Origin of the sequence: Streptomyces flavotricini (genome assembly GCF_020639365.1) — a bacterium.
Taxonomy (GTDB): Bacteria; Actinomycetota; Actinomycetes; order Streptomycetales; family Streptomycetaceae; genus Streptomyces; species Streptomyces flavotricini.
The window spans coordinates 3,454,549-3,467,939 of sequence record NZ_JAINUL010000001.1 but is presented as its reverse complement, the minus strand read 5'-3'; the positions used below and the strand labels follow the sequence as shown (position 1 = coordinate 3,467,939).

Sequence of the window (13,391 nt, the reverse complement as noted above, 5' to 3'; positions counted from 1 at the left end):
AGTCCTTGGCGCCGCTGCGCTCACTCCTCGGGCAGGAACCCCGGGAGCCAGGACTCGAGTTCGTCCCGCAGTCGTACCGTCGCGCCCAGTTGGCAGAGCACCCCGATGGTGCTCAGCGTCACCCGGTGGATCAGCAGGTACGAGGGCGGCAGATTGATCTGCCGGCCCAACTGGTGTGCGGGGGAGCGGGGATCGGCGATCCGGGCCGCCTGACCGCGCAGCCACGGCCGCGTGAAGGTGAACTCCTCGGCCTGGGCGGGCTCGATGATGGGCAGCAGATAGTCCAGCACCGCCTCCGGGTCCAGTTCGATGGACTCCCTCACGAACCCCTCGGCGCGCAGGTGACCGTAGATCCCCTCGGCATCGCCCTCCAGCGTCATCCGCAGCGAGGTGCCGATGGGCTTGGGCCAGCCGCCGGGCAGCCGGTCGACGGTGCCGAAGTCCAGCACGCCCAGCCGTATCCGCCCGTCCGCCCCCGCCAACAGCCGGAAGTTGCCCGGGTGCGGATCGGCGTGCAGCAGTCCGGTGCGTGCGGGCCCGGAGAAGAGGAACCGGGCCAGCAGCTGTCCGGCGCGGTCGCGCTCCTCCTGGGTGCCGTCCGCTATCACCTCCGACAGCGGGGTCCCCTCCATCCACTCGGTCACCAGCACCTGGTCGCCCTGGTGCACGACGTCCGGCACGACCACGTCCTCGTCGCCCTCGAACGCGTCCGCGTGGGTCCGCTGCGCCGCCGCCTCCAGCTCGTAGTCCAGCTCCTCGGAGACCCGCTCGCGCAACTCCTCGATCAGCGGTTTGACGTCCATCCCGGGAATCAGCGGCCCCAGCAGCCCGGCGAACCGGCCCAGTTGCTTCAGGTCCGACAGCAGCGCCTCGCCGGCCCCCGGGTACTGCACCTTGACCGCGACCTGCCGGCCGTCGTGCCACACCGCCCGGTGCACCTGCCCGATCGAGGCGGCCGCCGCCGGCTTGTCCTCGAACTCCTCGAACAGGTCCCGCCAGTCGGCTCCCAGCCGGTCCGCCAGTACCTGGTGCACCGTCTGGGCGGGCAGCGGCGGAGCCGCCTCCTGGAGCTTGGTCAGCGCCGCCCGGTACGGTCCGGCGACCTCCTCGGGCAGGGCCGACTCGAAGACCGAGAGCGCCTGCCCGAACTTCATGGCACCGCCCTTCAACTCCCCGAGCGTGCGGAACAGCTGCTCGGCGGTGCGCTGCTGCAGCTCGCGCGCCACGATCTCCGCCGACTTGCCCCCGATCCGCTTCCCCAGCCCCCAGGTGACCCGGCCCGCGAAGCCGAGCGGCAGCGCGGCCAGCTTGACGGTACGGGTGACCGCCTTCCGGGGAAGATCAGACATGCGCCCCTCCAGTTCCCAGACAGCTGTGCCGCAAGCGGCGTTTCAGGATGACCCCTCGGACAACCGCATCCTGTCATGGCACCCCCACGCCACCCCGGCCGAGGCGCCCACCCCTGATGTGGCGGGAATCCAGCCCTTGCCGGACAGCGTCGCCCCCCATGGGACAGCATGACCGGACAGCGGATCGAGTGGTCAGCGAGAAGGGGCTGCGGATTGCAGGGCGGGGGCCTTCGAGGCAGGAGCTGATCCGGCGACGGCGCTCCAGCACCTTCATCGGACGACACGACGAGGTCGCCGCCTTCCGGGACGCCCTCAGGCAGTCCCCGGACGAGGCGCCGCAGTTCCTCTTCCACGTGCGCGGCCCGGCCGCGTCGGCAAGTCCACCCTGGTGCGCCAGCTGGAGACCGTCGCCCGTGAGGGGCAGGCGGTCACCGCGTATGTCGACGAGTCGGTCGCGGACGTCGTCGAGACGATGGAGGTCATCAGCGCGCAGTTCGCCCAGCAAGGCGTGGCACTGAAGGGCTTCGACAAGCTGCTGGCCACCTATCGGCAGCGCCGCCACGAGGCGGACGCCGGGATGGCCACGGCCGCCGCCGCCGGGGCCGACGCGGCAGCCGGTGGCTCCCCGGCGCCGTCGCCGTCCAGCGTGATCGCCTCGCAGCTGGGCCTGGTCGGGCTGGGCATGCTTCCGGGAGTCGGTGCCTTCACGGGAGCGGTCGACCCGAACCAGGTCGCCGCGGGCGCGGACCGGGTCAAAGCCCTCCTCAGCACCCGCCTGCGCAGCCATGGCGATGTCGAGCTGGTGCTGTCCCTGCTGGACGCCTTGACCCCGGTGTTCCTTGAGGAGCTCGGGGAGGTGGCCCGCAAGCATCCGTGGATCGTCCTGTTCTTCGACACCTACGAGCGCACCGGACCGATGCTGGACACCTGGCTGCGCGACGTGCTGGGCAGCGACCGCTACGGAGAGCTGCCCGCGAACGTGCTGGTCACCCTGGCCGGTCAGTCGCGGCTGGCCGCCCGCTGCTGGGAGGACTGGCACGACCTGGTCACGGACTGGCCGCTGGAGGTGTTCACGGACGCCGAAGCGCGGCGCCTCCTCGCGGGCAAGGGAGTGACGGACGAGCGGGTCGTCGAAGTGGTGCTCCAATTGTCGGGGCGGCTTCCGGTTCTGGTCTCCACCCTCGCCGAGACCCAGCCGCGCAGCGTGGAGGAGATCGGGGACCCGAGCGGCACCGCCGTCGAGCGGTTCCTGAAGTGGGAGCCCGACCCGGCCCGTCGGGCCGCCGCCCTGGCCTGCGCGTTCCCCCAGGAACTGGACGAGGACGTGTTCCGGGCGGCTGTTGAGGAGGAAGCCGCCGAGTTGTTCGGCTGGCTGCGGTCGATGCCCTTCGTCACCGACCGGTCGGGGCACTGCCGCTACCACGAGGTGGTCCGCAGCGCGATGCTCCGGCTCCAGCGCAGGCAGTCTCCGGCCCGCTGGGAGCTGTTGCACACCCGGCTGGCCGATGCCTTCCGGCTGCGGCGTGAGCATCTGGAGGCGGCCGTCACCCCGGCCGACGGCTGGTGGTCGGACGAGACCTGGCGGGGACACCGTCTCCAGGAGACGTACCATCGGCTGTGCGCCGACCCACGCGCCGCCCTCCCGGCTGCGATGCGGGAGCTCGTCGACGCCTACGACCACGGCGTCACCACCCTCCGCCGCTGGGTCCAGGTCTTGATCCAGGCGGGCCGGGACACACAAGGCAGCGAACTCACGAACTGGGGTGAGCGCCTTCGGACGGCCCTGGAGCACCGCGACGCCGGCGTCGCCACCCTGACGCTCCTGTTGTCCCGGGGTGCACTCGACACCGCGGGCCAGGCCCTCGCTCTGACCCTGCGCGGCCGCGACCACCGCAACGCCGAGCGGTACCCGCACGCGCTGGCCGACTACACCCACGCCCTGACCCTGGATCCCGAAGCCGGGCGCGCGCACTTCGGTCGCGGCTGGACCCATATGCTCACGGACGATCTGGACGCGGCAACGGCCGACTTCTGCCGCGCCGTTGAACTCGACCCGGGGAACGGTCTGAACCTCTCCCACCGTGGAATCGCCCACTACCGTGCGGGTCGGTACGTGGAGGCCCTTGAGGACCTCGACCGTGCTCTGGAACTCGACGCAGCCAGCGAGTGGGCGCTCGCGGGCCGAGGCTTGGCCCTTCAAGAGATGGGCCGTCATGAGGAGGCGTTGACCGAGTTCACCAGAGCTGCGAACGCCGCACCGGACAGCGCGTGGCCGCTCCTCATCCGAGGTATCGCGTGCGTCGCCATGGAAAGGCACGAGGAGGGGGTGGCGGACTTCACCCGCGGACTCGAACTCGATCCGGACCACGGGCCCACCTTGGCCAGACGGGGCGGCACGTACCGGACCATCGGCCGGTACGAGGAGGCGGTGGCCGACCTCACGCGGGCAGCCGAGCTTGGTGATGTGGCTGAATGGGTCTTCTCCGACCGCGGGTTTGCCCTCGTGGCCCTGGGCCGGCTCGAGGAGGCCGTTCGCGATTTCACGCGAGCCCTCGCGCTCAGCCCGGACTACGCCTCGGCCCTCGGCGGCCGGGGCGGGACGTACGGACGACTGGGTCGGTACGAGGAGGCCCTGGCCGACCTCGACCGCGCTGTCGAACTTCGCCCGGAGTACGGCTGGGCCCTCGACAGGCGCGGCGAGCTGAACGAACTGCTGGGCAGATACGAAGAAGCGCTGGCCGACTACGACCGCTCCGTCCTTCTGTACCCCGACGATGCGTGGACACTCCGCAGCCGGGGACAAGTCCACTGGATGCTGGGCAGATACGAAGAGTCCCTGGCCGACTACGACCGCTCCGTCCTCCTGGACCCCGATGATGCGTGGACACTCCGCGGCCGGGGAAAGACCCACCAGAAGCTGGGCAGATACGAAGAGTCCCTGGCCGACTTCGGCCGCGCTGTCCACCTCTTGCCCGGCAACTGCGCCCCGCTCACCGCCCGCGGCGTCACCTACCGCGTCCTCGGCCGGTATGACGAGGCGCTCGCCGACCTGGTCGAGGCGGCCGACCTCGATTGCGGCAATGCCTGGACGCATTACGAGACGGCCGTCGTGCTGCACGCCCTGGGGCATCCGGACCGGGACCGGCACCTGGCCCGTGTGCTCGAGCTCACCCCCAACGGGGCACCCGCCGAGGGTGGTTCTGCCGCCGACCTCGGCAACCTCGTTCTCGCCCACTGCGTATGGCCTCGCTGGGAGCGAGCCGGACAGCACCTCGCCGAGTTCCTGGCCAAGGTCCCGCCCCCTGGGCAGATGCACGAGCTGCTCGTCGCCCTGCGCAGCTTGATCCCGGTGATTCCGTCGGCCGAGTCCCGGATCGAAGAGCTCTGCCGCGCTGTGGAGGGGCGCCTTGACGGGCCTTCGTAGGAGCTTCACGAGCTTCACGTCACCACCGCCTGTTCGGCCGGGATCCGGGCCGCCGCGCAGGGGCAGTCGGAGTGGGGGTGTACGGGTGTCTGCCGCCAGTGGAGGCCCGGGAGGGCGGCTTCCCAGCGGGTGGCCGTGGAAGCGGGGAGTTCCCCGTCGAGGAAGGACAGGGCGTGGGCGGCGGCCAGGCCCGCCACCGCCGTGGCCAGCCCAAGGTCGCAGGCCGCGGTGGTCCGGCGGCGGTGTGCCGAGCGCCATTGCACCAGCATTCGAGGCCAGGCCGGATCCGCCTCGACCCGGTCCCGTTCCATACAGCCCGCGCACGCCGTGGCCCCGGGCAGCACCAGTGGCCCCACCAGTCCCGTGGCTTCCAGGGCCCCGGCGTACAGATGAGGGGTGCCGGAGGCGATCCAGTCGGACGCGGTGCCCGGATCCGGGGCCCACGCCTGCAAGCCGTCCCGGGGCGCGACCACCACGAGGGAGACCCCCGGCTCGGGCCCCTCGTGCTCCGCGGGCCGCGGTGGGCTCCCCGGGGCGGAGGCGCGGACCAGCCGGGCCGCGGCCTCCGCCCGCAGCCGGCCCACGCTGTCGGGGCCGAGCCCGCCCGGCGCCACATCCGCCGGCTCCACCCTGCCGCCGTCGAGCACTTCGACCCGGCCCACGCCCGCAGCCGCCAGGACCCCGGCGATCACCCCGCCCACCCGGCCGCTCCCGCGCACCTGGACCCGTACGGCCCGCCGCGCCGCGACCCCGCGTAAGTCACCCCCCGGCTCGCGGCGCACCAGTGACAGCGAGCCCAGATCGGGCCCGAGTCGCTCCAGGGTCTCGGGCCGCTTGCGCACGGCCTGGGCCCGCGGACCGCCCGCCGTGGCATCGTCCAGCAGCCCGGCCTCCGCCAGCCGCCGCACCAGTGCGTCGGCCTGCCCCTGCGGCAGTCCCAGCGCCGCCGCCTCCGCGCGCAGCAGCTCCATCCCCCGCGTCCCGTCGATCCGGTCGATGAGCGACCCCGTCGCCGTGTCCACCGGACCGAGCACCACCGCATGCGCGGGCGTCACCCCGAACTGCACCGTCTGCAGATCCCGCCACGCCCTCGCCAGCGCCGGCTTCACCTTCGGATACACGGCTCTCCCCCTCCTGCGAACCCCGCCTCGTTCCCGCCCTTCGAAGAGTGCCCGACCGCCGCATTCCGTGCGTCCCTTTGTCCACAGGCGCGGGTTATCAGGCATATGAGATGAAGAAAAGGGGCGCTTCCTGTGCCGCCTTCGAACCGATCACGTCCGAACCGTGGAGCGTGAGGACTTCGGCCAGGCGAACGGGTACGGTCTTGGGCGTGTCCGCCGACCCACAGCAGCGCGCCGTCGAAGTCCGCCGGAGCGCGCGCCGCCGCAGGACCGTATCGGCCTACCGCGAGGGTGACCGTACGGTCGTCCTCATCCCTGCCCGGATGTCCGAGGCCGAGGAGCAGCGCTGGGTGGGGGTCATGCTCGACAAACTGGCCGCGCAGGAGAGCAAGCGCACCCTCGGGGACGCGGAACTCACCGAGCGCGCCGAGCGTTTGTCCGACCAGTACCTCGGCGCCCGCGCCCGTCCCCGCTCGGTCCGCTGGGTCACCAACCAGAACACCCGCTGGGGCTCCTGCACCCCCGCCGAAGGCAGCATCCGACTCTCCCACCGCCTCCAGGGGATGCCCGAGTACGTCGTCGACTACGTGCTGCTCCACGAGCTGGCCCACCTCCTCGTGCCCGGCCACGGCCCCCGTTTCTGGGAACTGCTCGAGGCCTACCCGCGCACCGAGCGGGCCCGCGGCTACCTGGAGGGCGTGGTCGCCGCCGAGCGCCTCCCCAAGGTCCCCGCGTCCCGCGAGGAATGACCCCGGGCACCCGCGCCGCGCACCCCGGGCGGCTGACGTCTCGATATGTACCGGGTCGGTACCGACTTGGCCGGATGTCGGCGGATGCGGCTAGCCTGAGCGGCACGCAAATCACTGTCGGGATGGGGGACGGTCGTTACGTATGGCCAGGGAATTCCAACGCGGTCACAAGGCCAAGATCAGCGATCTGACGGCAGGCACGGATCTGTACGTGGGCGTGCAGGTCGCCGGTCCGGGACTCGCCTTCGACATCAGCTGCTTCGGCCTTGACGCCAACGAGCAGCTCTCGGACGACCGGTACTTCGTCTTCTACAACCAGCCGAAGTCGCCGGAGGAGTCGATCCAGCAGCTCGGTGCCCAGGCCGGTGACACCGAGTCCTTCCGGGTGACGCTGGACCGCGTCCCGGCGGCCATCCACAAGCTGTCCTTCACCGCCACGATCGACGGCGCCGGACAGATGTCGCAGATCGGACCGGGCTACATCCGGATCGTGGCCGGCGGCGAGGAAGTCGTCCGGTACTCCTTCACGGGCGCGGAGTTCAGCACCGAGCGCGCGGTCATGCTCGGCGACTTCTACCTCAAGGACGTGTGGCGCTTCGCCGCCGTGGGCCAGGGCTTCGACGGCGGGCTCGCCGCGCTGCTCAAGAACTTCGGCGGCGAGGTCGCCGAGGAGGAAGAGCAGCAGGCACCGCAGCAGCAGGCCGCCCCGGCCCAGGCCGGCGCCGCGCCCGGATTCGCCCCGCCGCCGCAGGCAGCCGCCCCGGCGCCGTCCTTCGGCGCTCCGGTCCAGGCCCCGCAGGCCCCGCAGGCACCCCAGGCCCCCTACGTACCGCAGCCCGCGCCGGCCCCGGCCCCCGCCCCGCAGTACCAGCAGCCCGGGCCGCCCGCCCCGGTCCACTCGGCCCCGACCATGGTCGGCCCGATCACCACCCCGCCGGCCCCCAGCCCGTACGGGCAGCCGCCGCACGCCCCGCAGCCGCCCGGCCCGCCCTCGTACGGCCAGGTGCCGCAGCCCTCGTACGGCCAGATGCCCGGCCACGGCGGCCAGGTCCCGCCCCCCGCCCCGGCTCCCGCCCCCTACGGCCAGGTCCCCGGCCAGCAGCCGCCCCCGTACGGCCAGCAGGTCCCCGGCCAGCAGCCCGGCTACGGCCAGGGCGCCCCGCAGGCCGCCGGCGCCGGCCTCGCCGCCGCCCTCCAGCCGTACAAGGAAGTCCCCACCGGCACCCGCTGGACCTCGCAGAACCAGCAGCTCATGCGGGTCGACCTGGCGATGGGCGGCCAGCCCGTCCTCGCCCGCCAGGGCAGCATGGTCCTCTACCAGGGCAAGGTCGATTTCAGCTACAAGGGCGCCGGCTTCGCCGGCCGCATCGTGGGCAACGCCACCGGCCAGGAGATGCAGCTGATGCGCTGCAGCGGCCGCGGCCAGGTCTTCCTCGCCGAGAACGGCGCCCACCTGCACGCCATCGAGCTCCAGGGCGACGGGATCTGCGTCTCCGCCGAGAGCGTCCTCGCCTTCGACGAGTCCCTCCAGCACGAGGTCCGCCGCATCGAGGGCCACGGCATTCCCGGCGGCGCCCTCTTCACGATGTTGTTCCAGGGCTCCGGCACGGTGATCGTCAAGACGCACGGCACGCCCGTCGTCCTGCCCGTCACCCCGACCACCTTCGCCGACAGCAACGCCATCGTCGCGTGGTCGGCGGCCTCCCAGGTGATCGTCTCCAGCCAGGTCCGGCTGCGGCGCAACGCCTACCCCGGCCACAGCGGGGAGACCGTGAACCTCCAGTTCCGCGGCGCTCCCGGCAACTTCATCGTCGTCCAGCCGTACGAGGTCTGAGGGAGCCCCACATGAATGCCATGAACGCAATGAACCAGCAGCTCGCGGGTTACGCCCCCACCCCCGTCACGGCCCGCATGGAGAACCACGGCAAGGCCATGCTCAAGGTCGCCATGCAGAGCGGCCAGGACCTCTTCGCGCGCACCGGATCGATGGTCGCGTACGAGGGCTTCGTCCAGTACGAGCCCAACCCGCCGGCCCTGCGCCAGATGGCCTCCCAGTGGCTCACCGGCGAGGGCGCCCCGCTGATGAAGTGCACCGGCGACGGCCTGCTCTACCTCGCCGACTACGGCGCCGACGTCGTCGTGATCAACCTCAACAACGACGCGCTCTCGGTCAACGGCACCAACCTGCTCGCCTTCGACGCCCACCTCCAGTGGGGAGTCGAACGGGTCAAGGGCATGGCCAAGTTCGCCGGCCAGGGCCTGTTCAACGTACAGATCTCGGGCACCGGCTGGGTCGCCATCACCTCCCGCGGCACCCCGATCGTGGTCGACTGCGGCCGGGGCGACGACGAGACGTACGTCGACCCGGACGCGCTCGTCGCCTGGTCCCCGAACCTCAAGGTGAAGGGCAAGCGCAGCTTCAAGGCCTCGTCGATGATCGGCCGGGGCAGCGGGGAGGCCTACCAGATGGCCTTCTCCGGCCAGGGAATCGTCGTCGTACAGCCCAGCGAGGACAGCACCGACCGGCTCCGGACCCGGGGCTGAGGGGGAGCGGACACATCATGCAGAGCTCACTTTTCGGCCACGCCGAGCAGCAGTCCCAGGAGCGGTACGCCGTCCAGAACCCGCAGCTGCTGCGGGTCACCCTGGCCGGCTCCGACGACGTCCTCGCCCGCAAGGGCGCCATGGTCGCCTACCAGGGGATCATCGACTTCGACGGCGAGTACCAGAGCACCACGCAGCGCACCGCCCGCGCCCGCACCGGCGAGGGCCTCGACCTGATGCGCTGCTCCGGGCAGGGCACGGTCTACCTGGCCAACCTCGCCCAGTACGTGCACGTCGTGGACGTGGACCAGGACGGTCTCACCGTCGACAGCAGCTACGTGCTGGCCCTGGATTCCACCCTGCACACCGAGGCCATCGCGGTGGACAGCCAGTACGGGATCTCCGGCTCCGGCAAGTACCAGCTCAACATCACCGGCCGCGGCAAGGTCGCGCTGATGACCTCCGGGCAGCCGCTGATGATGCAGGTCACCCCCGACAAGTACGTCAACGCCGACGCGGACGCGATCGTCGCCTGGTCCACCTCGCTGCGCGTGCAGATGCAGGCCCAGACGCATTCCACCGGCGTCTGGCGGCGGCGCGGCAACACCGGCGAGGGCTGGGAGCTCAGCTTCCTGGGCACCGGCTTCGCACTGGTGCAGCCGAGCGAGGTGCTGCCGCCGCAGAACGCCCAGCTCGGGCAGGGCCTGGCCGCGCAGTACGGGATGGGCCAGCACGGCGTCCAGTCCCAGAACCAGAACAACGCCTGGAACTAGCGCGCCGACGGTACGGGGAAGGGGCGGCTCCGCGGGATGCGGGGCCGCCCCTTCCGGGCTGTTCGAGGGGCGTCAGAGCCGCGCCCGGGTCGCCTCCATCAGCCGTACGACCGAGGTGTCGGCCGCCGCCGCCACCTCCTCGTACGGGAACCAGCGCAGGTCCAGCGACTCCTCGCTGATCTCCGCCACCGCGTCGGCCGGAGCCAGCGCCGCGTACTGGACGTCCAGGTGCCAGTTGCACGGCGCCGGGATCGGGTGCCGGTCCAGCCGTACGGGGCCGCCCGGAAGCAGGGTCAGCCCGGAGGCGATCCCCGACTCCTCGACGGCCTCGCGCAGCGCGGCTCCGGCGAGGGTGGTGTCCTCGGGCTCGCAGTGCCCGCCCATCTGCAGCCAGATGCCGAGCTTCTTGTGCAGGGTCAGCAGGACCCGCCCGCCCGCCGGGTCGATGACCAGCGCGCTGCCGGTGATGTGCCCGGACTGGCAGGGCTTGTACATCCCGTCCGGGTGGGCGGCCAGGTGCTCCAGATAGAGATCGCGCAGCTCGGGCTGGCCCTCGTACTCCTTCAGGACCAGCACCGCGTCGTCGTACAGGCTCACTTCTTCGTTCCACCCTCACCGTCGGAACCGTCGGAACCGTCGGAACCGTCGGAACCGTCGGAACCGTCGGAACCGTCGGAACCGTCGGAACCGTCGGAACCGTCGGAACCGTCGGAACCGGCCTCGCCCTCAGACCCCTGCTCGCCCCGCTCGCGCTTCTGCGCCGCCTCGCCGAGCATCTTGTCGATCTCGGAGAAGTCCAGCTGCTCGCGGTGCACGAACCCGTCCGGGTCGTCCAGGTCCGAGGCCGTCGGCAGCATGTCCGGGTGCTCCCACAGCCCGTCCCGGCCGTCCACGCCGCGCGCGTCGGTCAGCGAGGCCCACAGCCGCGAGGCGTCGCGCAGCCGGCGCGGGCGCAGCTCCAGCCCGACCAGCGTGGCGAAGGTCTGCTCCGCCGGGCCGCCCGAGGCGCGGCGCCGGCGCATGGTCTCGCGCATGGCGTCCGCCGAGGTCAGACGGGGCTTGGCCGCCTCGTGCACGACCGCGTCCACCCAGCCCTCGACCAGCGCGAGCGCCGTCTCCAGGCGGGCCAGCGCGGCCTTCTGCTCGGGGGTGTCCTGGGGCTGGAACATGCCGCCCTGGAGCGCCTCCTGCAGCTGCTCCGGGTTCGACGGGTCGAGCTGGCCGACCACGTCCTCCAGCTTCGAAGTGTCGACCTTGATGCCGCGCGCGTATCCCTCCACCGCGCCGAACAGGTGCGAGCGCAGCCACGGCACGTGCGCGAAGAGCCGGGCGTGGGCCGCCTCGCGCAGCGCCAGGTACAGCCGCACCTCCTCGGCGGGGACGCCCAGGTCCTTGCCGAAGCCCTCGATGTTCAGCGGCAGCAGGGCGGCCTTGCCGGCCGGGCCCAGGGGCAGTCCGATGTCGGTCGAGCCGACGACCTCGCCCGCGAGGGTGCCCACGGCCTGGCCGATCTGCTGGCCGAACATGGCCCCGCCCATGGAGCGCATCATGCCGAGCAGCGGGCCCGCCATGGCCTGCATCTCCTCGGGCAGCACGCCGCCCATGGCCGCGCCGACGCGCTCGGCGACCGGGTCGACGAGCTCCTTCCACACCGGGAGGGTCGCCTCGACCCACTCGGCGCGGCTCCACGCCACGGCCGTGATCGCGCCCGAGGGCAGCGAGGTCACGCCGTCCAGCCAGTGGTCGGCGAGGCGCACGGCCTCCTCGACGGCGGACTTCTCGGCGCTGCCGACGCTGGCGTCCTTCACCCCGTCCGCCGTGCCCTGGGCGACGGTCTGGCGGGCGATGTCCTTGGCCATGTCCCAGTTCACGGGACCGCCCTCGTAGCTGAGCATCTGGCCGAGCTGCTGGAAGGCCGCGCCCAGGTCGTTCGGGTTCATCGAGCCGAACATCGCCGCGAACGGATTGTCCGCGCCGCCGGCGCCGCCCGGCAGGCCCATGCCCGGGAACCCGAACGGATTCGGGCCGCCCTGGCCGCCCTGATTGCCCTTCTTCTTGCCTTCGTCGCCGTTCTCCGGCTCCTCCGGCGGAAGGCCGAATCCGAATGGGGTGTCGCTCACGGGTTTCCTCGGCTCGTAGGGCCGTCGGCGGGGGCCGACGGGAAATGGTCCGACAACACCACCCAGCGTAGACACCAGACCCGCTTCCGGGCTCGGTGCTCCGCTGACTCCTGGGCTGCGGCAGGATGGACATCACCTGGTAGGTACGCGTCACGGCGCGTCCCCACTGAAGACAACCGCTGGAGACGCCTGGTGAGTTCCCCAGATCCACAGGTTCACGCGCCGCACGACGCCGAAAACCGCCCTGAGCACGGTGAGAGCGCCGAAGGCGTTCGCCGGCCGCGAAACCAGGCGGCACGGGGCCCCGTGATCGCCGTGACCGGCGCCGCCTCCGGGGTCGGAGCGGCCCTGGTGGCCCGCCTGGCCGCATCCGACGAGGTCAAGCAGGTCGTGGCGATCGACGAACGGCGCGGCGAGTGTGCCGCCGCGCAGTGGCACGTCCTGGACGTGCGCGATCCCGCGATCGCCGAGAGACTGCGCGGCGCCGACGTGGTCGTCCACCTGGCGCTGGACCTCGACCTGGAGACGGACCCGGCGGCCCGCACCGCGTACAACGTACGCGGGACCCAGACCGTGCTGACGGCGGCCGCGGCGGCCGGGGTGCACCGGGTCGTGCTGTGCACCTCCGCGATGGTCTACGGGGCGCTGCCGGACAACGACATCCCGCTGTCGGAGGACTCCGAGCTGCGGGCCACGGCCGAGGCGACGGGCGTCGGCGACCTGCTGGAGATCGAGCGGCTGGGCCGGCGGGCGCCGCGGGCGCACCCCGGTCTGAACGTGACGGTGGTCCGCCCGGCGGTCCTGGTCGGCGGTACGGACACGGCGCTGACCCGCTACTTCGAGTCCCCCAGGCTGCTGGTGGTGGCCGGATCCCGGCCGACCTGGCAGTTCTGCCACGTGGAGGACCTGGTCAGCGCGCTGGAGTACGCCGCGCTGGAGAAGGCCGAGGGCGAGCTGGCGGTGGGCTGCGAGGGCTGGCTGGAGCAGGAGGAGGTCGAGGAGCTGAGCGGCATCCGCCGCATGGAGCTCCCGTCGGCGGTCGCACTGGGCGCGGCGGCACGGCTGCACCGGATCGGCCTGACGCCGTCCCCGGCGGGCGACCTCGCGTACACCATGCATCCGTGGGTGGTCAGCGTCAGCGGGCTGCACGCGGCGGGCTGGCGGCCGCGCTGGACCAACGAGGAGGTGCTGGCCGAGCTCCTGCAGGAGGTCGCGGGCCGGCACACCGTCGCGGGGCGCCGGCTGGGCCGCAAGGACGCCACCGCGGCGGGCGCCGCGGGCGCGACGGTCGCCCTCCTCGGCGCCGCGGCG

The 13,391-nt window shown here is 72.2% G+C and carries 10 protein-coding genes; 6 read left to right on the top strand and 4 right to left on the bottom strand.

Annotation, left to right across the window (positions count from 1 at the left end; translation table 11 throughout):
• Positions 1-20: 20 nt before the first annotated feature.
• Positions 21-1,349, bottom strand: a complete 1,329-nt coding sequence (locus K7B10_RS15430) for an ABC1 kinase family protein (protein WP_229336601.1) — start codon at positions 1,347-1,349, stop codon at positions 21-23.
• A 388-nt stretch (positions 1,350-1,737) separates the two neighbouring features.
• On the opposite strand from K7B10_RS15430, the gene K7B10_RS15425 reads away from it, so the two are divergent.
• Complete coding sequence (locus K7B10_RS15425; RefSeq protein WP_229336600.1) at positions 1,738-4,773, top strand: tetratricopeptide repeat protein; 3,036 nt, start codon at positions 1,738-1,740, stop codon at positions 4,771-4,773.
• 14 nt (positions 4,774-4,787) lie between these two features.
• On the opposite strand, the gene K7B10_RS15420 is transcribed toward K7B10_RS15425, so the two are convergent.
• A complete protein-coding gene (locus tag K7B10_RS15420; RefSeq protein WP_229336599.1) occupies positions 4,788-5,894 on the bottom strand; it encodes a ThiF family adenylyltransferase in 1,107 nt (368 codons plus the stop codon).
• A 209-nt stretch (positions 5,895-6,103) separates the two neighbouring features.
• Here K7B10_RS15420 and K7B10_RS15415 point away from each other — a divergent pair, with 209 nt between their 5' ends.
• From K7B10_RS15415 to K7B10_RS15400, 4 genes are all read left to right on the top strand, one after another.
• Positions 6,104-6,643, top strand: coding sequence for a M48 metallopeptidase family protein (locus K7B10_RS15415; RefSeq protein WP_229336598.1), 540 nt, complete (start codon positions 6,104-6,106; stop codon positions 6,641-6,643).
• Between the two features lie 142 nt (positions 6,644-6,785).
• Positions 6,786-8,477, top strand: coding sequence for a TerD family protein (locus tag K7B10_RS15410; RefSeq protein WP_229336597.1), 1,692 nt, complete (start codon positions 6,786-6,788; stop codon positions 8,475-8,477).
• Positions 8,478-8,506: 29 nt separating this feature from the next.
• Complete coding sequence (locus K7B10_RS15405; RefSeq protein ID WP_030859421.1) at positions 8,507-9,187, top strand: AIM24 family protein; 681 nt, start codon at positions 8,507-8,509, stop codon at positions 9,185-9,187.
• Positions 9,188-9,204: 17 nt separating this feature from the next.
• On the top strand, positions 9,205-9,960 hold the full coding sequence (locus tag K7B10_RS15400) for an AIM24 family protein (RefSeq protein WP_229336596.1): 756 nt from the start codon (positions 9,205-9,207) through the stop codon (positions 9,958-9,960).
• A gap of 72 nt (positions 9,961-10,032) precedes the next feature.
• On the opposite strand, the gene K7B10_RS15395 is transcribed toward K7B10_RS15400, so the two are convergent.
• Together K7B10_RS15395 and K7B10_RS15390 are read right to left on the bottom strand one after the other, a co-directional pair.
• Positions 10,033-10,557, bottom strand: coding sequence for an NUDIX hydrolase (locus K7B10_RS15395; RefSeq protein ID WP_229336595.1), 525 nt, complete (start codon positions 10,555-10,557; stop codon positions 10,033-10,035).
• Positions 10,554-12,080 carry a zinc-dependent metalloprotease gene (locus tag K7B10_RS15390; protein ID WP_229336594.1) on the bottom strand — a complete coding sequence of 509 codons (1,527 nt, stop codon included), beginning with the start codon at positions 12,078-12,080 and terminating at the stop codon, positions 10,554-10,556. The genes K7B10_RS15395 and K7B10_RS15390 overlap by 4 nt, the downstream gene beginning before the upstream one ends.
• A 192-nt stretch (positions 12,081-12,272) precedes the next feature.
• Between K7B10_RS15390 and K7B10_RS15385 the strand changes: the two genes are divergently transcribed.
• A partial coding sequence (locus tag K7B10_RS15385) for an SDR family oxidoreductase (RefSeq protein ID WP_229336593.1) occupies positions 12,273-13,391 on the top strand: 1,119 nt, incomplete at its 3' end.